This is a genomic window from Moorena sp. SIO3E8, assembly GCF_010692445.1.
GTDB lineage: Bacteria > Cyanobacteriota > Cyanobacteriia > Cyanobacteriales > Coleofasciculaceae > Moorena > Moorena bouillonii.
Genome location: NZ_JAAHHM010000060.1, coordinates 21779 through 42790 on the forward strand (window position 1 = coordinate 21779; position 21012 = coordinate 42790).

15 protein-coding genes and 1 pseudogene are annotated in these 21012 nt (G+C 44.1%); 9 read left to right on the plus strand and 7 right to left on the minus strand.

The features are described from left to right. Positions 1-357: 357 nt before the first annotated feature. Together F6K46_RS22735 and rpiA are read left to right on the plus strand one after the other, a co-directional pair. A complete protein-coding gene (locus tag F6K46_RS22735; protein WP_075905132.1) occupies positions 358-840 on the plus strand; it encodes an RNA-binding protein in 483 nt (160 codons plus the stop codon). 511 nt (positions 841-1351) lie between these two features. Beyond that, on the plus strand, positions 1352-2062 hold the full coding sequence (gene rpiA / locus F6K46_RS22740; protein ID WP_293059394.1) for a ribose-5-phosphate isomerase RpiA: 711 nt from the start codon (positions 1352-1354) through the stop codon (positions 2060-2062). A gap of 671 nt (positions 2063-2733) precedes the next feature. Here the strand turns inward: rpiA and F6K46_RS22745 are convergent. The 4 genes from F6K46_RS22745 to F6K46_RS22760 form a co-directional block, all read right to left on the minus strand. Further along, positions 2734-3336, minus strand: coding sequence for a Uma2 family endonuclease (locus tag F6K46_RS22745; protein WP_293059391.1), 603 nt, complete (start codon positions 3334-3336; stop codon positions 2734-2736). Between the two features lie 245 nt (positions 3337-3581). After that, positions 3582-4349, minus strand: coding sequence for a DUF4058 family protein (locus tag F6K46_RS22750; protein ID WP_293059388.1), 768 nt, complete (start codon positions 4347-4349; stop codon positions 3582-3584). A gap of 201 nt (positions 4350-4550) precedes the next feature. Continuing rightward, on the minus strand, positions 4551-4799 hold the full coding sequence (locus F6K46_RS22755) for a hypothetical protein (protein WP_293117361.1): 249 nt from the start codon (positions 4797-4799) through the stop codon (positions 4551-4553). A gap of 79 nt (positions 4800-4878) precedes the next feature. Further along, the gene (locus F6K46_RS22760) at positions 4879-7215 is read right to left on the minus strand and encodes an alpha/beta fold hydrolase (protein WP_293059382.1); all 2337 of its coding nucleotides are present in this window, start codon (positions 7213-7215) and stop codon (positions 4879-4881) included. A gap of 347 nt (positions 7216-7562) precedes the next feature. Here F6K46_RS22760 and F6K46_RS22765 point away from each other — a divergent pair, with 347 nt between their 5' ends. Both F6K46_RS22765 and F6K46_RS22770 read left to right on the plus strand, forming a co-directional pair. Then, positions 7563-8807 carry a sensor histidine kinase gene (locus F6K46_RS22765; protein WP_293059379.1) on the plus strand — a complete coding sequence of 415 codons (1245 nt, stop codon included), beginning with the start codon at positions 7563-7565 and terminating at the stop codon, positions 8805-8807. Beyond that, positions 8804-9439: a response regulator transcription factor gene (locus F6K46_RS22770; protein ID WP_293059376.1), complete on the plus strand. Its 636-nt coding sequence runs from the start codon at positions 8804-8806 to the stop codon at positions 9437-9439. The genes F6K46_RS22765 and F6K46_RS22770 overlap by 4 nt, the downstream gene beginning before the upstream one ends. A 340-nt stretch (positions 9440-9779) precedes the next feature. Here the strand turns inward: F6K46_RS22770 and F6K46_RS22775 are convergent, their stop codons facing one another. Then, the gene (locus tag F6K46_RS22775; RefSeq protein ID WP_293059374.1) at positions 9780-9911 is read right to left on the minus strand and encodes a hypothetical protein; all 132 of its coding nucleotides are present in this window, start codon (positions 9909-9911) and stop codon (positions 9780-9782) included. Positions 9912-11126: 1215 nt separating this feature from the next. Here F6K46_RS22775 and F6K46_RS22780 point away from each other — a divergent pair. Continuing rightward, the gene (locus F6K46_RS22780) at positions 11127-12065 is read left to right on the plus strand and encodes a DNRLRE domain-containing protein (RefSeq protein ID WP_293059371.1); all 939 of its coding nucleotides are present in this window, start codon (positions 11127-11129) and stop codon (positions 12063-12065) included. 290 nt (positions 12066-12355) lie between these two features. Here the strand turns inward: F6K46_RS22780 and F6K46_RS22785 are convergent. Together F6K46_RS22785 and F6K46_RS22790 are read right to left on the minus strand one after the other, a co-directional pair. Further along, positions 12356-13602, minus strand: a pseudogene (locus tag F6K46_RS22785) (RNA-guided endonuclease TnpB family protein). 167 nt (positions 13603-13769) lie between these two features. Continuing rightward, positions 13770-17321: an NB-ARC domain-containing protein gene (locus F6K46_RS22790; protein WP_293059368.1), complete on the minus strand. Its 3552-nt coding sequence runs from the start codon at positions 17319-17321 to the stop codon at positions 13770-13772. Positions 17322-18197: 876 nt separating this feature from the next. Here F6K46_RS22790 and F6K46_RS22795 point away from each other — a divergent pair. The 4 genes from F6K46_RS22795 to F6K46_RS22810 all read left to right on the plus strand — a co-directional run. After that, positions 18198-18986 carry a 2-amino-3,7-dideoxy-D-threo-hept-6-ulosonate synthase gene (locus tag F6K46_RS22795; RefSeq protein ID WP_293059365.1) on the plus strand — a complete coding sequence of 263 codons (789 nt, stop codon included), beginning with the start codon at positions 18198-18200 and terminating at the stop codon, positions 18984-18986. Next, positions 18986-20098 carry a 3-dehydroquinate synthase II family protein gene (locus F6K46_RS22800; RefSeq protein WP_293059362.1) on the plus strand — a complete coding sequence of 371 codons (1113 nt, stop codon included), beginning with the start codon at positions 18986-18988 and terminating at the stop codon, positions 20096-20098. The genes F6K46_RS22795 and F6K46_RS22800 overlap by 1 nt, the downstream gene beginning before the upstream one ends. 130 nt (positions 20099-20228) lie before the next feature. Then, positions 20229-20522 carry a hypothetical protein gene (locus F6K46_RS22805; protein WP_293059359.1) on the plus strand — a complete coding sequence of 98 codons (294 nt, stop codon included), beginning with the start codon at positions 20229-20231 and terminating at the stop codon, positions 20520-20522. Between the two features lie 87 nt (positions 20523-20609). Next, positions 20610-21012: AMP-binding protein (locus tag F6K46_RS22810; RefSeq protein WP_293117363.1), on the plus strand; the 403-nt coding region annotated here is incomplete at its 3' end.

The window sequence follows — 21012 nt, forward strand, 5'->3', positions numbered from 1 at the left end:
ACTTTCATCTGGGAATATACAATGTTATAATCACTAACCGACTGAATGTTTGATTATCTCCATGATATGGTGTAAACATTCTGTAATAATTAGATTAGAGTAAGTAAAAAACTGTTAACTAGAATCGGAGCTAATGGTAAACCAGAGGTCAACGTGTGGGTCGTAGTAGCTCCGATCATGTGGTATATAGGAGTTTTGATTTTACTACATCCGTCTGTTCAGTTGAGGTTGGTAAGGTACGTCAGAAGATTGTCTAGACGTGGCAAGTGTTCGTCCCTCAAATTTATCCTTATCCACCCTAGTGACTGGTGTCAACAATTTTTTCCTTTTTTTGTTATAGCCCGGAGGTATCTCTAAATGTCCATTCGTCTGTACATAGGTAACTTACCTAAAGAAGAAGTAAACCGTGATGAGCTGCAAGCTATTTTTGCTGAAGCCGGTGACAACTTTACCACAAAAGTGATTAAAGATCGTAAAACTGGTAAATGTCGGGGCTTCGGCTTCGTCACGGTGGCAACGGATGAGGAGGCTGATCAATTCATTGAAAAGTTCAATGGTCTTATGTTCAAGGATACTGCCTTGAAAATTGAAAAAGCCCTGCCACGATCCAAGAATGTAGAGAAAGAACCATCTAAGGAGAAAGAAAAACCCAATCAAGCATCAACCTCATCTACCAGCAACAATCCTCCCCCTCGCCGTAACAACAACAAGAATAAGTCTAATAAGCGTAAGCATCAACAGACTACATCTGACCCCGCTGGAATTCAACCCGATCCCCGTTGGGCTAATGAATTGGCAAAGCTGAAAGAAATGTTATCGGCTCAAACTACTAACTCTTAATTTTGAGTGAGATTAGCCCTACGCCATACCCGTCAGGGAGGCGTGGGCTTATTGCTCTGTAAAGCTTCAGGCTTTCGACGCAATTTTTTAATAAAAGATCTAATCACCAAGCGCCTGGGTTATACCAGTCTGCTGATAGTACTACTTTAATATCGATATCTGACTCATTCTGCCAGACAGAGAGTCTTTTCTTTTTTTTGGTTCATGTACACTGGCAAATCCCGATAGGTTTATGGTCATTTAAAAGGGAGGTTACAACCAGATCCCGATAGCTTACCAATACCAAACAAATTCAAGCCAACGAAACAGCAAACTATTGAGCTTGATAGATAGCTGTTAATGTTGTGTGTCCACTACCAACTACCTATTAGCTTAACCCTTGCCGATTAAAAGTCTGGCAAGCTCAGGTAATTTTGCATCCTCTGTTACCTGATGGATTTACAATTGTCAGTTGTGAACTAAAACTTACGTTTTAACCACTAACCACTAACCACTAATCACTAACGTTGTTATGAGTGCAGAAATTGACCCCATTAAGTTAATGAAACAGGAAGTTGGCAAAGCAGCTGCCAAGCGGGTGCAGTCGGGAATGATTGTGGGGCTAGGCACTGGTTCAACAACTGCCTATGCAATTCAGTTTTTAGGCGATCGCTTAAACTCTGGAGAGATTAAGGATATTGTAGGCATCCCCACCTCTTTCCAGGCAGAAGTCTTGGCGAAACAGTACGGCATTCCCTTGACTACCCTTGATGCAGTGGATCACATTGATGTAGCGATTGATGGTGCTGACGAAGTCGATCCCCAGAAAAATTTGATTAAGGGGGGTGGCGCTGCCCACACCCGTGAGAAAATTGTAGATTCCCTGGCCAAACAATTTATCGTAGTAGTCGATAGCACTAAAATAGTTGAACACTTGGGGTCTACCTTCCTATTACCTGTAGAAGTTATCCCGATGGCAATCACACCAGTTATGAATGCCATTGAAAAGCTAGGGGGTAAACCGGAACTCCGCATGGGGGTCAAAAAAGCTGGACCAGTGATTACGGATCAGGGGAATATGGTCGTTGATGTTAAATTTGACGCCATTGATAACCCAGCTGAGCTAGAAAAAACTATCAATAATATTCCTGGTGTTCTGGAAAATGGTTTATTTGTTGGGGTTACCGATCTGGTTCTAGTTGGAGAAGTTAAGGATGGTCAGACCGTGATCCGGGAAATTTAACACGTCCAGCGCTAGAGCTTCATGGTGCCGTGGGATTCTTGCTTGATAGAAATACTCTTGATAGAAATACTCAGATATTTCTCCCAAGCCAAGGCAATTAACTGTATCTCCCACGGCTTGACTAATTTTCCCGCTAAAGAGTAGTTGATTAGACTTTGTCGAGCTTAGCCACCAGCAGCAAAGGTGAGCATGATCACTGCTGAAAGCAACATACCAGGACTTAGTAACAGAACTAACATCAAAAAATCATGGGATTCCATAATCGTAAACTCTCCTAACTGCTTCTTTACTAAGTTAACCTGCTACAAAGGCTAATCCCGGAAAATCAAGAATTTATCAAGAATTCTTCAGCGGTCAGCGGTCAGCGGTCAGCAGTCAGCGGTCAGCGGTCAGCTTCAAAAAAACCTCGTTCGCACAGCGAGGCTTGTTATTAATCTATTTTTGTGCTAATCCGGAAAAAATGGATTACATACTGAACTATAGCATTTCTGAAAATGCTATAGCTAAAATCAGCAACGCCATAGCTTTAGTATAAATGCTCTTTATATAGCAATTCTCTATGCCATGAGGTACAAAAGGATCCCCCTAAATCCCCCTTGATAAGGGGGACTTTGAGGTTGATAAGCGTACCTCATTCCTAGAAAAGCTATAAGTGACATGCTCCCAACAAATCAGGTTAGAATACCTTGCAATTTAAGTTTGAAACCGGGAAGCACTGCTTCTCCAGATAACTCGTTGGGATTATCTATAATCTCAGTTTTTTGTCCTGAGCGATAGATTTCAACCCGTTGATTCTGAGGGTCAATTAGCCACCCCAAGCGCAAATCATTGTCAATGTATTCTTGCATTTTTGCCCGTAGCTCCTTCAGACTGTCAGACTTTGATCGCAACTCAATTACGAAATTAGGACAGATTTTAGGAAAGGTTTGTTTTTGTTCCTCGGTGAGTGCATCCCAACGGTGACGTGACACCCAAGAGCTATCAGGAGAACGATTGGAGCCATTGGGAAGTTCAAATCCGGTAGATGAGTCAAATGCTTCTCCTTTTTCTGGATTTTCCTCATACCAATTTCCCAACTGCCTGGTAATACTTAGATTTCTTTTACCGGTTTCCCATCCTGTTGGTGGATTCACAATCAATTTTCCCTCGGCAGTTCTTTCTAATCTCAGGTCTCGGTTAGCATTGGCTAATTGTTCAAACTGTTGGTGACTGACGTTGAGGTCCAAAGATGGTGGAACTATTAGCTTGAGTAGGGGATATAGTTTACTTGACATAACCGTTAATCCTTGGAATTGAGATATAACGAGAGAGCAGAAGATAAAGAACTCACGTCGGTTAATTTTACTGGGATTATGGGGAGTTTATCTAAGTCGCGTTCGCTTTTAGCGGAAGCTTAGCTTCATCGCCTTTGGCGTGGCCTACGGCCAATCGCTTAATGGATAATTGAGCAGGGAAAACAAAGGTTGGGCAATCTGCGAACATTTATCTTGCTGTTCATTCTTGTCCTGATTCAAAAATTTTATCGACGATCTCCTGCCCAAGATGCCACATCATCCTCCGACCAAGGCAATGGTGGATTGCTGCTATAGTCAATAAAAGACTCGTAGCCTAACTGGTCATAAAGCTGATCCACCAATGTCTGTAATTCTACCACTGGTTCCGTATCCCCAGGAAGAAGGGGAAGCTGAAAAGAGGGAATGCGATCGCTTAAATTAAAAAGGTACAAGTCAGCAGTGGGACGGGTATTAGAACGACTGACTAAAATCCGATAATGACTCGGATTACTGGTGTTAGAAACAGGCAGGGGTTCCCCATCTCGCAACAGGTCAATTTCGACCAAATGAGTCATACTCTCGAATATCTGCTGCCGTTTGGCTTCGTATTTCTGACGACCTTCTCCTCGTTTATTGGCAGGGGAGATAACTTCAATCGCTGTCACCACTTCCTTAGTGGCTACATCTTTAACCTCGATGTAGGATTGTCGGACTTCTTCTCGTAAAGGAACAGCTACCTTAATCGGTTGAACTGACGGTTCAGATACCGCAACTGCTGTAGCCATTGCGGCTGAAGCATCTCGGCTTTGTTGAACCGTAACATCGGGTCTACCAATAGCAATCTTGGTTGAGCCAGCAATCTTATAAACCCATTTATCCGTGACTACCCGATATTTAGGTAGCAGTTTGGGAATTAATGCTCTAGCCAAAGCCGCCACCAATTGGTTGTGGAAATCCGACCAATATTCCGGTTGTTCAAGGTAGGGATTCATCCCTGGAAATGGGTTAGTCATATAGCATTTTGATTTGAGTTGTAAACATACTTCCTTAGAGCTGATTCGTAAACTCGCACTAAACCTTGTATGATAAGGCTTGCGCTAAAATAGAACAATTGAACTATTTAATACCGAAAAGACAATCATAGCAAGGCTTTCAGACTTCTTAAGATTTACTTTACGAATCAGCTCTAAGGGGGCCTTGCCCCAAACCAACTATCAGCTGATATGGCTGAGAAAAGTACCGAGTAAATTCCAGAATCTTTTCCCTAGCCAAGCAGATAAAACTCCACAGTAAATGGAGAAGCCTATGCTTAAAAGCATTATTGTATTCAAAGATATCTCTACATGCCAAAGCCATCGATAGATAGACATGATAGCGATGCCCGCCAGTAATCCGGCAGCCGCACCTGCTGCCGTCTGAGTTAATACTTGTCTTGCAGTACGTTGAGTCGTTTCTGTTTCCATAACTAGAGGCTCCTCGTTAGTATTGTTTAAATCCTGCAGGGGACACACAGGAGTGTGCCCCCAATCTCAATCTATTAAATTAATTCACCTTGGATGCAATCAATTCCTGACCCGCTTGATAAAGTGTTAGTCCGTCAACCGTTTCATCTGCTGACAAATTGAATTGAATGGTGATATCTGCAACCTGAGCCAAGAATTTAGTTTCTGAAACAGGATAAAGGCTAAACGCTTCCTGCCCTGTGGCTTGGGCGAGTAGTTGTTGTTCCTCGACTCGAATAGCGATCTCCATATTAGGGAGTAACTGGTAGGTTCCCACATAGCGGTTGTAAATTGCTGGGTCAAGCTCAACAATCTCAGGCTCACCGGATTCATTAACTGTGACAGTGTCAATATCAACGGTTAATTTTTCTAGTTGAGCCTGTACGTCTGAAGACATCTCAGCCTGGTAACGTCCGCCTAAATGTTCAGCTAAAAACTTCTCTAATCCAGCGGTCATGGCCAGCGAGTTGATCTCCTTACGGAAACCATGGCCTTCATCGGGGGCAATCAGATATTCCACCGGTCGGCCATTGTCTCGTAATGCGGCCACAATTTGGTCTGACTCCGCTTGCTTAACTCGGGGATCGTTGGCTCCCTGAACCACCATCAGCGGGGCCTGAATTTGGTCGGCGGAAAACAGGGGTGACTGGGCTTCTAGACGGGTGCGATCGCTCGGATCATCTGGATCTCCCAGCCGCAGAGCAAAGGTAGCCTTCATCGATTCCCAATAGGGGGGAATTGACTTGAGCAAGGTAATCAGGTTCGATGGCCCCACATTGGATACGCCAACGGCATAGATATCTGGTGTAAATGCCAAACCAGCTAGGGTGGCATAGCCTCCATAGGAGCCACCAAAAATTCCCACACGCTCGGGATCGGCAATCCCTGCATCAATCAGATACTGCACGCCATCCGTCAGGTCATGCTGCATCGCACCCGTGCCCCATTCGTTGTTACCGGCATTGAGAAAGGCTTTACCATAGCCAGTAGACCCTCTAAAGTTGGGTTGGAGAACGGCGTAACCGCGATTAGCGAGAAACTGGGTAAACGGCCTGTACCCCCACATATCTCGTCCCCAAGGTCCACCGTGGGGCATGACAATCACCGGTAGCTTGACTGGGTTTACCCCCTGGGGCAGGGTCAGATAGGCTGGAATCTCTAGACCATCACGGGCTGTATAGCGGATCGGCTGCATGGTGGCCAAATGTTCCCTGGGCAGCTCTGGCCGATCATCGTAGAGTTTTTCCAGGGTTTGAGTACTACGATCAAATAGATAAGTAGACCCAGGATTCACATCGCTCCGGGTTCTAATCAACGCAAAGCGATCATCGATAGTAAGGGATTGCAACACAATATCAACGTCGGGCAGCTGTTGTTTCAGAAAGGCTAGATCAGCCGCTATCTTGTCGTTTTGAGGATAGATGCGGATGCGATCGCCAACATAGGAGGTAGCAATCAACTCATCAGTCGCTTCTGAAAACACTGCACGGCCAAAATCCACCTGGTTTTCAGGATCAACTTCCACGACCTGACTCTGCTGGCTTTCGAGATTAAGCAGCTTTAACTGCATTAAATTCCCATCCCGATTGCTGATCAGATACACCCGTTGGCCATCTTTATGAAAGCGAATGGGGACACAGGTTTCTTCAATTCGACAGGTGTAAACAGGTGTTAATCCATCTTGTTGCACCGCCAGAATCTCATGCCCCCCTTCCAGGGTTTGGCGATAGCCGATGCGCACATTACCGTCTAAATCGGTTGTCCAGAGGGCAATATTCTCGTCATTTTGAATCAGCAGCGTCCGCTCGCCTGTTGTCAAATCCAAACGATAGACATCATGAAACTGGGGATTGCGTTCGTTAAGACCGATAATGATGTGGTTCGGAGTCCGTTTAGGAACGCTATAGATCATGGCCGTAATCCCCTCTACAGGGGTTAAATCGCGGGTTACCGGGCTAGTCTCACCTAAAGATTTAGCTTCAACCGCATAAATGTGAAAATTCTCATTGCCCCCTTTATCCTGGCCGTAGAGAATGTAACGACCATCGGCGCTCCAAAAGTAAATCATGATCGGGCTTTCAGCATCAGCCGTGACTGGACGAGCAGCTTCCATCGGTTCATCGATGCCCTTAACCCACACATTGATCACGCCGTCTAGAGGTTTTTGAAAGGCCAGAAACTTACCGTCGGGGGAAAGCTGGGCACCCGTAATCTCTGGATCGCCAAAGAATAGTTCCCGCTGAAGTAACGGTGCTACAGCGGTATGACTTTTAGCAGCGCTAGCAGTTTTTGCCGTTAGCGGCAGCGGTGGATTGCCAAGGCAACCCATCAAACTAATAGAAATCATCAAACCTGCACCAAATTGAAATTGTTTCATGACAAACCGTATCCTCTGAATAGTGGCGTTGCTTAATAATGGAATGATTTTAAGAGTAAGGTGGAATAGGCATCAGGCGTGGAACTGGCATCTTGTGTAGAACTGGCATCTTGGTAGAACTGGCATCTTGCCAGTTTCAATATATTTTCGGGCGGGCAGGATGCCCACTCTACTCCTATTCATTCAAAGATTCAGCAATGCCTGAATAGTTGCTTATAATTCAATATTAAACAGGCCATTTCAAACTGACTATAGCGAAAGGTCATATGGATACATGACGTTTGTCATGGAAATTTATCCATAAGTTTCATAAGCTGTAGAAGCAGTCATAAGCATTAGGTAAGCTGATGTCAGCTCGGACAACTCCTCAGGTTTCCACCATTAATCCTTCAATTCCCAAAATCCTGCGTTATGTGGAATGGGCATGTTTGGTGATGGTGACCCTGATACTGCTGTTTTTCATCCTGAATAAATCATTGTCCTATGAGGCCAAGGGCGGTGACTACCTAATAAACTTCTTCGTATTGGGAGTTTTGGCCATTCTGAGCTTCTTCTTTCCAATCCGTCGCCCCATGTGGCAGCGACGAGCCTATATCTTTGCCGAAATTGCCTGTCTGTTGCTGACACGTATCTTTAGTCATGTAGGTCTGGATCTCCTTCTCTTTCTATACTTCGCCAAAAGCTGTTTTCTGTTGCGTCGTCGGGACGTGATCATCACGGTTGTTTTAGCCGGTATTGCCTGGCATGTAGGTTTTGCGTGGCAGTTAACGAATGATTTACTAACTGATCTCTCAAAACCGATTGCAGAGCAGCAAGCTCGCTTAGAAAAAAACCTACAAACCTTTCAAGAGGCTCCCCAAGTATTTCTTGCGGGTATTGTTCTCAATAACCTTGTGAACTATATTTCCCTGAGCGTACCGATTATTCTGCTCTGTTTAACCTTGGTGGCTGAGTACAGGAGTCGTCAGCGAGCAATCGCCTTGACTCAGGAAGTTGAATTGCTAGCCGCAGATTTAGAACGCACCCGCATTGCTCGCGATATTCATGATTCATTGGGGCATACTTTGACCTCCCTTGATGTGCAGCTAGAATTAGCACAACGACTCTACGAACGAAACTCTAATAAGCTTCAACCAGCGTTAGAGACGGCCAAACTGCTGGCCAGCCAATCCTTACAAGAAGTGCGTCGGGCAGTGAGCACCATGCGAGAAGAGACCTTTGACCTGAATACAGCGCTGCCACAGCTGCTGGAATCTTTTACATCCAACCCCTCCATAAAGGTTAAAAGCAAAATAGATTTGCCCCAGCTGCCGTTACAAACCAATCATCAGCTTTACTGTGTGGTTAAGGAAGGATTGGAAAATATCCGCAAACACAGTCAAGCCCAGGTTATTCACCTCCGGGGATATGCTTCTGCTGATGCGGTTATCCTTGAACTAAAGGACGACGGTATTGGCTTTGATATTGCTAAACCCACCCAGGGTTTTGGCCTCAGGGGTATGCAGGAGAGAGTTCAGCTGATAGGTGGATCGATACAATTAGATAGCACACCGGGACAAGGCACCTCTATTCAGATTAGGATACCACGATGATTCGACTTCTATTGGCTGATGATCAACCCATCTTTCGTCAGGGACTGGCGGCACTGTTGTCCCTGGAGGATGATCTCGAGGTGGTGGGTGAAGCCAATCACGGTGAAGAAGCCATTGCCCTCACCCAGAGGTTACAGCCTGACATTATCTTGATGGATGTGCGGATGCCCATCTGCGATGGCGTGCAAGCAACCCGAGAAATCCATACCCGCTACCCCTGGATTCGGATTCTAGTCTTAACTACCTTTGACAATGATGACTATGTGTTCCAGTCTCTTCAGGCTGGGGCGTTGGGCTATTTGCTTAAAAGCACTCCAGCACCTAAGGTGGCAGGGGCCATTCGCAGTCTGTATCAGGGATACAGCCAATTAGGTCCTACCATCGCTCCGAAGGTGTTTTCTCAACTGAATAATACCCAACCTGAACGGGAAAAAACAGATTATCATGCTCAATTCAATCAGCGGGAACTAGAGATCCTGAAGCTGTTGGGACAAGGTAAAAGCAATCGAGAAATTGCAGCCGCCCTTAATCTGACCGAAGGCACGATTAAAAATCATCTAACTAATATTTTCTGTGAGTTGGATGTTCGCGATCGCACCCAGGCTGCCCTCTGGGCTCATCAGCATCTTTAATGTGCATGATATTAAACTATTTTATCACTATTTTATCTGGAAAATCATCATAGCAGAGCTTTTTTGGTAAAAACTAAACTGCAAGAACCAAACCACCGGATGATTCCCTGATTTCGACGTAATAAAACTATTATTTAGTATAGCATATTCAGTATATATTAGGATGTTAAATAAACAGCAATATTAACTCCAAATACGAAAATATTAGATATTTATTTGTGATTTTTTAAATCGATTATTAATCGAAAAGTAATAATGTTTTATTTGATTTGAATCAGGATAATAGGGGGCAAATAGTAAGGTGCGCGCCTAGGGAACGCCTGAGGGGGTGACAACAAGGCTAAAAACTAGACAGGGTATGGGGTGACCGGGTGTGGGGTGTGGGGAAAATAGAAGCGATGCAGCGCGGTCTTGGGGAGGCAGTGCGGTCTTGGGGGTTCCCCCCATGAGCAACTGCCGTGGTTTCCCCCACTCGCGCTTTGCATCAAGACAGCGAATTTGGAGTGAGCCATTGGATAACAATCGCTCCGAAACCTGATTTAACCGTCCCGTCGCCACTCCGCCAGCTCCTGATCTTCCCCTACACCCATCACCCCACACCCGGTCACCCCGTAAAGCTTTTAAGGCTGTTTGTCACCCCGTCAGAGGGAACGCGCACCTGAAGTTCACAACCGGCTGATTCAACTAATTCTCAAATTTTTTCTCCTCTCTTAGTGCGCGTTCCCTAGGCGTTCGCGGAGCGGGGACCTAGGAGTTGGAAACGTCCCGCCTTGTCGCACCGCTATGTAAACTAGCTTGTCTGGCTTATTTTTATAAATTTGTTCTAGAAACTATTGCCTTTTTTATTCATCCATTTCTCGATAACCGTAAATTTTTTTTATCGGGTATAACCGATTTTTTTAAAGGCTTTACCTATAGTTTTATCACTAATCTTTTATGACCATGCTTCTGCCATTTTATTCTGATTTGATCTACCATGAGATTGCACAAATTACCTAAATCTATCTAAATCAGCTATTTTCGGATTATATCCCTTTTGATAACCCTATTTTGGGCTATAATATGTTTAATTTATCTTTTTTAACCAGATATTAATTGTATTTATGCTTTTTTGCAATAAACGAATATAGCGTTTCTCATAGCTATGAGGTACACATTATTTTTTCCCTCTTCCCTCTTCCCTCTTCCCTCTTCCCTCTTCCCTCTTCCCTCTTCATTCTTCCCTGCTCCCTGCTCCCTGCTCCCTGCTCCCTAAAAACCAGAGATTTGTACCTCATGGGTATAAGACTTGCTATAGCTTGAGTTTTTCCCATGCCATCGTCGATAGCACTAATCACTTTTTTTCTTAAATCGTAACTGTAAGGAACTGGCATTTGATTAATTGATTAACAATACTTTACTTTATGACTAGTATGTACTAAGCTTTCCTTTGACTGCTATAACTATAGGATTAATAGACAAAGATAACAGGGAATAGTAGTCAAGATATCCGAGGATTTTTTGGTGTTATGATAAAGCGATGCAGCGCTTTTGCAATTAGGCAAAATTCCGGATAAAATTCCCACACTTCCCGCGCCCGGGTTCCACACTTCCCACACTTCCAATCTTTTTTACAAATATTTAGATGCACCTATTGCTATATAGTATAGATGCACCATTATTGTTAACCCAATTACAACAACGTCACATGGTACCTAAATCTCTCAGAAGTCTATGGGCTTTTCTGCTGAGCGCGGTTTTGATAATTCCTGCCGTGATGCTCTTCCCCGCTCCAAGCCAAGCCATGGTTAACGCTGAAAGCGAGAGCATACAAAATGTAGACAAACCCCAAGTAGCACCAATCAATGCCAATGTTCAACTAATTACTACAGCAGCGGGCAATGGAGCAGACACCTTTATCCGAGGTGGTTCCTACTCTAGTAAGAACAATGGAACAAACGGTAAATTAGTCGTCAAGCTTGATAACACCGTCTCTTATATCCGCAAAACTTACCTCCGATTTGATCTCAGTGAGCTGAATGATGGTATTGATGATGTGAGCCTGAATTTGAGTACGATAAACCTTCCCAACACCAAAGGATCTATTGAGTTTTATGGCTTGAATGATGGAGTAGAGGAAAATTGGTCTGAAACCAAAACCACTTGGAATAACGCGCCGGGTAATGATACTTGCTCTACCAATTTATTTCTCTCAAACCAAACAACTTACTTAGGGAAACTCCCTGCAGCTTCTATAGCGACAGGAGATTCTTTTAGCTTTAACTCACCTGAGTTACTAGATTTCATCAAAGGTGATACTGATCACATAGTGACTATTCTGATTAATCGTGCAGAATATAAAGCCCCAGATGCCTATATCGTTTTTGCGTCTAAAGAAAGCACTGAGTATAGCCCTCCTACACTAATGGCTACTCTGAAACCTGCTGTTCAAAGCAACCCTGAAACTGATACAGCCAATCTTTTTGAGCTTCCCGATTGTGTGAATTCCGATTGTAACTGCTCGGATTTTAAGACTCAGGAAGAGGCACAGGCTGTGTTTAACTACTTTGGGGATGATCGTTTCCGTCTAGATGGGAACAAAGATGGTCTTGCTTGCACAAGTCTGCCCCATGCCAAAGCTCCATAACCTTTATTCCTCCACGACTTACCAATGTTCTAGATCGCTCTTATAGCACTACGCATTCAGGTGTTTGAGATTAATATAAGCAGCAAAAGCTATCGCTGTTAACTTTTGCCTGTTGCCTGTTGCCAATGCCATTGCGCGTAGCGCTATATTGAAACCAATCCCAATTCTCAGCAGGAGGATTGGGTTTAGCCTCACATTCCGCACTTCAAAGTAAGTACCTAGGCACAAGTGAACTACCTACACTGACCCGTTGGGTACAGTGTAGGCTTCCAGCTTGGCCTTTGGCCACGCTACGCGAACACGGAAGAATGCCTTAGCTTAGACGGACGCCCTCGCTTTGGTCTTACTTCTTCTCCACTGGCGTTGACCTCCCCCGTCCCAGAGGAGGATAGCATTCTGATCCCTTCTGCTCTAATATTCTTAGCTGCATTACCATCCCTATCGTGATGAGTGCCACAGCTTGGACAAATCCAAGACCTTACATCTAGCGGCAACTCTTTGATTAGGTAATGGCAATTAGAGCAGGTTTTGGAACTGGGGAACCACCGATCTATCTCGACCAGTACTTTTCCTTCTTTTTCGCATTTATAAGAAAGGAAATTTACAAAGGTTCCCCAACTCAGATCAAATATTGCTTTAGCTAATTTGTGGTTACGTTCGCGAAGCGTGCGCGTAGCGCACAGCATGCCCTTGACGTTTAGGTTTTCGACTACCACTACCTGGTTTTGATCTACAATCTTTCTAGATAGCTTGTGCAGGTAGTCTTGACGGACATTTCCAATACGTTCATATACCTTAGCTACAATCTTACGTGCTTTTATGCGACCATTACTACCCTTCTTTTTTCGGGCTGCAATGCGTTGTTTTTTACCTAGCTTTTTTTCGTATTTAGCTAAGTGCTTGGGATTGCTGAATTTAGAAGTCTTATCGCCATCGTAGGTGATCGCAAAATCCTTGATACCCAAGTCAATGCCAATAACTCTTCCGTCCTTAGAAGGCTTTAATTCCTTGGAATCGTACTCCATCAAAACAGAGGCATAATACTTACCAGAAGGATCTTTGCTAACCGTTACAGTCTTGATTGTTCCATCTAGTGGACGGTGAATTACTGCTTTAACAAATCCTAATTTTCCGGGAAATTTAAGACAGTCACCTACTTGCTTGACTTTCTGGGGGTACTGAATTGATTGGCGATGATGATATGACTTAAATCTAGGATATTTCGCCCTACCTTGGCCTATGGCCACGCTTCGCGAACAAAAAAGTTCTGATATGCACGGCTAATATTGAGACTCACGGCTTGCAGTACCTGGGAGTAGCACTCCTTTAGCCATTCAGTCTCTTTCTCTTTTTTGAGTTTTGGCAGCATAGAGTTGAGTGCAGATTGCTTTAGTCCTTTGCCAGTTTCTTTGTAAGTCTCTATGCAGTGATTTAACGCATAATTCCACCACCAGCGAGCACATCCAAAATGCTGAGCTAATATTTGAACTTGCTCTTTTGTCGGATAGATTCTGACTTTGACGGCTTTATGTTTCATCGCACTCAACTCTTTTATCGACCTTGTTACTATCATATATATAATACAGTAACACGTCAAGACATCGAAAAACTTTTCGCTTATCCTGTCCGTGCTTTCAACAAACACGCTAACCCTACGGGTATAGCGTGGGACTTCCCGCACGGCTAGTTAATGGGGTTGCCTACTTATGCGATCGCACCCAACTGTTTCAGAGTTGCTTTCTGTGCCTCAGTTAATCCTGTCACTCCAGTGATATTCATGGCTTCGTAGAGTCTCGGAGCTCTGAGAATTTTCAGGCACTTCCCCGTCTTAGTGTCCCAAAGCCTCACGGTTTGGTCTTGAGAGCCACTAGCTATAATTTGACCATCCCCACTAAAGGCAACAGAAGAGACCAGATGGGTATGTCCGGTGCAAGTGTGGCAGCATTCCCCTGTGGAAACATCCCACACCTTGACAGTTTGGTCGTGAGAGCCGCTAGCGATAGTGTTGCCATCGGGACTGAATGCCACGGAAAAGACCCAATTGTTGTGTCCGCGTAATAGTTTAGAGCATTGACCCGTACTCAAATCCCAGAGGCGTACCGTTTCGTCTGTACTACAACTGGCCAGGATAGTATCCTTAGGACTGAAAGCGACGGATTTGACCCGATTACCATGTCCCTGTAACGTTTTCAAGCATTCCCCTGTGCTGACATCCCACAGCCTCACCGTTTGGTCTGTATTGCTACTGGCCAAGGTTTTACCATCACTACTGAAAGCCACTGACCAGATCTGATTAGTATGTCCTTCCAAAGTGCTGACGCAGTGACCAGTACGCTGATCCCAAAGCCTCACCGTTTGGTCAGCACTGCCACTGGCTAGGGTTTTTCCATCACTGCTGAAAGTGACGGAATAGATCCAATCAGTATGTCCGTGCAAAATCTTTAAGCATTTTCCCGTCTTGATATCCCACAGCCTGATGGTTTCGTCTCTACTGCTACTAGCTACAGTTTGACCGTCACTACTAAAGGCAACTGAACACACGTGAGCAGTATGTCCGTCCAAAATACTGATACAGCGATCGCTATGATAATCCCATAGTCTGACTGTATTGTCGTTACTGCCACTTGCCAAAGTTTTCCCATCAGGACTGAAAGCCACTGGAAATACCCAATCAGTACTTCCCTGCCAAGTTTTCAAGCATTGACCAGTGCCCCAATCCCAAAGTCTGACAGTTTGATCTAAACTCACACAGACTAGGGTGTTACCTTGAGGGCTAAACGCCACAGAAAAGATCTGATTAGTATGTCCATGCAAGGTTTTCAGGCAAATACCAGTGTGGTAATCCCATAGCCTTACAGTATGGTCGCCACTACCAGTAGCTAGGGTTTTGCCGTCAGTGCTAAAAGCCACTGAGTAGACTCCACTACTATGTCCGGTGTGAGTACTAACACAGCTACCAGTCCTAGCATCCCACAGTCTGACAGTGTGGTCATTACTGCCACTGGCTAGGGTTTTGCCATCAGTGCTAAAAGCAACTGAGCGTACTCCACTGGTATGTCCAGTACAAGTTCTAACCCAACTACCAGTGCTAGCATCCCAGAGTTTGACAGTGTGGTCATCACTGCCACTGGCTAGGGTTTTGCCATTAGTACTAAAAGCCACTGATCTCACACAACCGGTATGTCCAGTAAAGGTATTAAGGCATTCAGCCGTGTCAGCATCCCAGAGTCTGACAGTTTGGTCGCTACTACCACTAATCAGGGTATTACCTTGAGGATTAAAAGCAACTGAGAACACTTCATCAGTATGTCCAGTACAAGTTTGTAAGCACCTGCCATCACTGACTTGCCATAACTTTACGGTATGGTCAGCACTACCACTGGCTAAGGTTTTACCATCCCCACTAAACGCAACAGAGCGTACCCAATTAGTGTGACCCTCACAGATTACCAGTAGTTTACCAGTTTGCACATGCCATAGGCGAATCTGAAAATCTGTATCACAGATTGCCAACATCCTCCCATCTGGACTAAATGCTGCCGATAACATATTCCCTAGGGTTTCAGTAAACACTGAGCCAGCCAAGTCACAGCCAGCGAAATTGACATTGTGTAATGTCAGTCCCTGTAGGTTGGCTTGCCAAACTGTCAGGCCAGAAAAGTCATAACCGTTTAAATCAATCTGTAATTGAGTAAGTAAATTAATAGTATTACCACTGACATATCCCATCTGGAGAGTAGATTTTTTAACCCCAGGAGTCGGGGCGCGCAGCATTGAGAGGATTTCCAGGAGATGATTTTCCAGCTGTTTTGTAGAACCAAAACTGGAGAGTAATTTCTCAATAATCGGTTCTAGAATCAGACAGACTTGAGCATCCCGAACATAGTCAGGGGCGCTGGCTTTGATTAGGGAGTGAGTGCGGAAGATAGCGATATTTTGACTAATAATCTCTTCAGGAATCTGCTCGATGAGTCGATTAATCATGTATTCCATGACTACAGGTTGTTGGGTAAACCCAGTTGAGGTTTTCTCAATCAATGACCGCCGTTGTAGAGACCCTACAGCTTCTAAAATATCCGTAGCGCATAGGTAGCAGACAAAGTCTTCTTGCAGTTCTTCAAGAGAAATGGGTTCCCGATTGATAGCTAGCCAGTACATCAGTTCCTTTTCTGTAGGGGTGAGGCGCTGAAAGTGCCGATCTAGTAAATCCCGAATATCATCAAAAATGAATGAGCCTTCCTTTAAAAAATCCAGAAACTGAGCAATATTGCTATCAAAAAAGTCTCTGACTGCACAGGCTACCATCTTTAAGGCTAAAGGATTTCCCGCATAACGCTCAATTAGGGTCATCCATTCGGTGTCATCGCCAATAAAATTGCCCTTTTCCTTAAAGATTTCCTGTCCGTGGGTTTCTGGTAAACCTTTGAGTGGGAAGCAGCGAACGGGTAAGGCTTCCCCCTCCAGAAGGGTCAAGTCTTGAGGTGCCTCCCGGGAGGTCATCACTAGGCAGCTGTTGTGGGAGGTTTCCCCAATAGTTCTGAGTAGCTCACCGTATCCAGCGTATCCCTCTCGATAGCCACCAGTGCGAGAACCACTTTCGAGGATCGATTCGGTATTATCAAGAACCAGCAGGCAACGCGCCGTCTGTAAATACTGAATCAATCGCAAAATTTTGCCATCCACAGAGGAAGGTAAATTCGTTTCCTGCTGCACAGACAGAAATTGAATCATGTCTGCCAGGACTTCCTCTAGGGGCGGAGCATTGCGTAGACTGCGCCAAATCACAAACTCAAATTTATCCTGTAGCAGATGGGCTAACTTCACAGCCAAGGTGGTTTTGCCAATTCCCCCCATCCCTAGAAGTGCCACCAGGCAGCAGTTGTCCTGTAGAATCCATTCCTGTAGAGTATTCAGTTCCTGCATCCGACCGTAGAAACTCCTCGGTTCTGGAGCTCCACCCCAATCAAGATGTCCAATTCCAGCCAGAGCAGTTGTCGATAGGGCTGTTAGCTCCATCTGATCTATCTCAATCTCATCCGGCTCAACTACCTTTTCCCAATCAAGACCTACAGCTTCACAAATGGCAATGAAGGTGTCAGTACGAATTGACTGTCTCCCCCAAAATCGGTTTAAGGTTGCCCTAGAGGTAAATGCACTGGTATACCAAGCTACCGCTGTTTTGTTCCATCTTTTCTGACGTCTAGCTTGGTCTACTAATTTAAGTCCTGATTCAGATGCTCGCACGGAATTCATCATAAGTCCACTCTCTTGCTTTGCTTAACCCCCAATCCATGGGGTCGATCGCTATGGCACCATCCCTAATCCAGCCATCACTATACCTAAATCTTTAATCTATGGGTGACCAAAAAGCCGCGCAATATGGAAATGTTATGGAAAGTTATGGAATTAGTTAGGGCAGGTTAACGCAGATGGAGTCTTAGGGAAACATGAGAAAAATCTGAGAAACACACCATAACTGAAACCACTGAGACAAAAACTGAGACAAACCTGTTTAACTTCTAGGCTAGCAGAGCTGGTTGTTAAGCTACAGTTCCCGACTCCCGACTCCCGACTCCCGACTCCCGACTCCCGACTCCCGACTCCCGACTCCCTGATCCGAAGTTCCCTTTGCTATATGAGTTATCCTGTTGAGTTCAACCTGAGGGAAATCTAAGAAATTCCTGAGATTACTCTAAAAAAAAACAGATAACTCACTTTAGTTCCAGTTACTAAGACAAAAACTGAGGCAAAAACTGAGACTTTCGGTTTGTGAGTGTCAGGCACGATAGAAATATCGAGATTGAGCTAAGTGCCATGAAACACTAAAAGTTAGTTTTCCAGTAAGCATAAGCGCTACGCGCACGCTACTTGAGGTGCTATCAGCTATCAGCTATCAGCGATTAGCGCTATACGCACGGTTATTGAGGAGGAAACTGTTTTGAATAAAAGAGGTAAGCATTCGTTTAATCTCTGTTACGGAAAGCTATTCGCGTAGCGTGGCCATAGGCCAAACAGGTTTATTTTAAGCTAACGGCTGACAGCTGTTCGCGTAGCGTGGCCAACGGCCAACGGCTGACAGCTGACGATTTTGGAAAACACCACATCATGTAATCGAGTCAAAAGGAGTCTCTTATGTCTCTTGGTAAAAATTATCGTTTGGCAAGAATTCTCAAAGGATTAGACAACTATTTTATAGTTCCAATTGACCATGGATTTACACTGGGTCCGGTTAGTGGTCTGGCAAAAGTTCATCAATTTATCAGATCGTTACCGGAGAAAACCATTAGTGCAATTGTTGCTCATCAAGGGATAGCTCGGGCAATCCATCCAGGTTTAATTCAGAAAGATATATCGTTAATTTTGCATCTTTCTGGGTCAACTAACCTATCTCCCGATCCATCTTCCAAACATCTAGTCAGTAGTGTTGAACAAGCCATTAAGCTTGGTGCAGATGGAGTTTCAATTCACGTTAATCTTGGGGCCAACGATGAATATCGTATGCTCAAAGATTTCAGCCAAATATCAGCAGCCTGTCATCAATGGGGTATGCCATTGCTAGCAATGGTTTATGCACGAGGAGAGAAGATTAAAAATGAGTACGATGCAGATGCGATCGCTCACTCAACCCGATTGGCCTGGGAGCTAGGAGCAGATATTGTCAAGGTCAACTACCCTGGCGATGTTCAATCCTTCAGACAAGTTGTTAATGCCGTTGACATCCCTGTTATCGTTGCCGGAGGAGCAAAGAGCAATGCAGATAGCTCGATCTTATCGATGATCAAAGATGCCATCAGGGCTGGCGGTAAAGGCGTTGCTGTTGGTAGAAATATATTTCAACACAGTAATCCCTCATTCATTTCTCAAGAAATTGCCAAAGTTATCAGTAATCCCTATCAGTTTGCCATCAAGGAGGTAGCGTAATGAAATTATCTTGGTTAGACCTCAGAAGCTTTAATGATGTTGACTATAAAGCACTGTGTGGATCTCTAAATTCTGATATCAATGGAGTGGTGGTTGATTCATCAAGTCCAGTCATGGATTGTCATGAATCTGTCTCTCGCATTGCTTTTGTAGACAGCCCAGAAGAAGCAGAAGGATGTATCGAAAAGGCCGATATCTTACTGTTTGATCATTCCTGGTATTCTGAAATAACTACTCAACCAGAAACCTACAAATCTAAAGCAGAAATTGGATTTTTTATTCATGTTATCGACGACGATACCTTACAAACTGCTTGTAATATCGCTAGACAGGAAAAATGGGCTGTCATCTATTTTAAAGACCCCACAAAAATTCCTCTGGAGATTGTTTTAGCCTCAGCAGACAACACGGATGGGCAAATAATTACCGTTGTCAAAGATATTGAGGAAGCAGAAATTGTCCTGGGGGTCTTAGAAAAAGGGTCACATGGAGTCATGCTAACCCCTAACGGGATTATCGATGCCAGGGAGCTTGGGCAACTGTGTCGTAAGGCCAACAATTTGGAAGTTTCACTGGAAGAACTTGAAGTAACAAAAATTTCCCATATTGGAATGGGAGAACGGGCTTGTGTAGATACTTGTTCTAACTTTGCCAAAGATGAAGGTATACTCATTGGTTCTTATTCCCAAGGAATGATTTTAGTTAGCAGCGAGACCCATCCACTGCCCTACATGCCAACTCGTCCTTTCCGAGTCAATGCTGGTGCTATACATTCTTATTTAGTGTCTAGTGTTAGTCAAACTAATTATCTTAGTGAGCTGAGTTCAGGACACAAAGTATTAGGGGTAAATTGTGATGGCAAGGCACGAGAAATAGTTGTAGGCAGGATGAAGATAGAAGTTCGTCCCCTACTCAGTATCGATGCAGTGTCTCAATCGGGAATTCCGGTAAATGTGATTGTCCAAGACGATTGGCATGTAAGAGTTCTTGGACCTGGTGGTAAAGTCCTGAATGTCACAGAATTGAAGCCTGGCGATAAGCTGCTTGGTCATACTGCGCCCAGTGGACGCCATGTTGGGCTTCCAGTTAAAGAGTCTTGTCTAGAAAAGTAAATAATATCATGTCCGGGAGTATCGATTACCAAAGAAACAACGACAAATAACACTATCACCCACAACCGGACATGATATCACTTCCTTGGAAACAATCAACATGTATTAGCAAGTAAGAGGGGATTTAAGAATGAGTAAATTACTTAGCTTAAATGACTATCAGCCAAAAGACTATAAGTCCAAACAAAATACGCAGACTGAATCGACCTTAGGTTTTAAAGACAAATCGATTGAGACTAACTCAAGTAACCTTGAGGCAGAATCCGACTATCAAATTTGGGTTAAAGCCCCTGATATCCCTAACTCGATTCATTGTGAAGAAGCTCTTATTTTAGGTCGGGAATCTGAAAATACCTGGCTAGCTTGGATTCCCGATTATGGTCAGATTATATTGTCTGATAGTGAACTTGCAAATTTGATTTGAATTGTAAAAAAAAATCGGCATTGTTGCCATTACATTATCTGTTAGGTAGTATCAATTATATTTCGACACGACTTTGGATTTAACCTCATGAACATTAACCCAACTATTTTGCCCTTGTACCAAAGACTTAAGTTATTCCTTGCCAAGCCATTAGGATGTGGTAACTTTATCCAGTACTCTGTTGCTAATAACCCTTATCGAAACAATGATTTTTTGTTTTTAGAAAAACCTTTTCAAACATTCACAGGGGAGACCATCAACAGTTTTAGTTTATCTTCCTTAAAAGATGTTGTTGATAACTATGCCTCTTGGTACAGAAAATCTGGTGTTCGTGAGAATGATCCTGTTGCTATCTATTTAGACGATGGAATCGGTTACTTTATCCATTACTTAGCACTAAACAACCTCGGTGCTATTCCAGTTTTGGTAAACGGTCGTATGGATCCTGATATTGCTGCTGACTTTATCAGGCGTGTTGGTGCCATTGGTT

What these genes read in the sequence shown, in the direction of transcription:
- F6K46_RS22745 (WP_293059391.1), bottom strand. Translation starts at nt 3,336, where the DNA reads ATGTCAAGTAAACTATATCCCCTACTCAAGCTAATAGTTCCACCATCT.
- F6K46_RS22765 (WP_293059379.1), top strand. Translation starts at nt 7,563, where the DNA reads ATGTCAGCTCGGACAACTCCTCAGGTTTCCACCATTAATCCTTCAATT.
- F6K46_RS22805 (WP_293059359.1), top strand. Translation starts at nt 20,229, where the DNA reads ATGAGTAAATTACTTAGCTTAAATGACTATCAGCCAAAAGACTATAAG.
- F6K46_RS22780 (WP_293059371.1), top strand. Translation starts at nt 11,127, where the DNA reads ATGGTACCTAAATCTCTCAGAAGTCTATGGGCTTTTCTGCTGAGCGCG.
- F6K46_RS22750 (WP_293059388.1), bottom strand. Translation starts at nt 4,349, where the DNA reads ATGACTAACCCATTTCCAGGGATGAATCCCTACCTTGAACAACCGGAA.
- rpiA (WP_293059394.1), top strand. Translation starts at nt 1,352, where the DNA reads ATGAGTGCAGAAATTGACCCCATTAAGTTAATGAAACAGGAAGTTGGC.
- F6K46_RS22735 (WP_075905132.1), top strand. Translation starts at nt 358, where the DNA reads ATGTCCATTCGTCTGTACATAGGTAACTTACCTAAAGAAGAAGTAAAC.
- F6K46_RS22800 (WP_293059362.1), top strand. Translation starts at nt 18,986, where the DNA reads ATGAAATTATCTTGGTTAGACCTCAGAAGCTTTAATGATGTTGACTAT.
- F6K46_RS22770 (WP_293059376.1), top strand. Translation starts at nt 8,804, where the DNA reads ATGATTCGACTTCTATTGGCTGATGATCAACCCATCTTTCGTCAGGGA.
- F6K46_RS22790 (WP_293059368.1), bottom strand. Translation starts at nt 17,321, where the DNA reads ATGATGAATTCCGTGCGAGCATCTGAATCAGGACTTAAATTAGTAGAC.
- F6K46_RS22760 (WP_293059382.1), bottom strand. Translation starts at nt 7,215, where the DNA reads ATGAAACAATTTCAATTTGGTGCAGGTTTGATGATTTCTATTAGTTTG.
- F6K46_RS22755 (WP_293117361.1), bottom strand. Translation starts at nt 4,799, where the DNA reads ATGGAAACAGAAACGACTCAACGTACTGCAAGACAAGTATTAACTCAG.
- F6K46_RS22795 (WP_293059365.1), top strand. Translation starts at nt 18,198, where the DNA reads ATGTCTCTTGGTAAAAATTATCGTTTGGCAAGAATTCTCAAAGGATTA.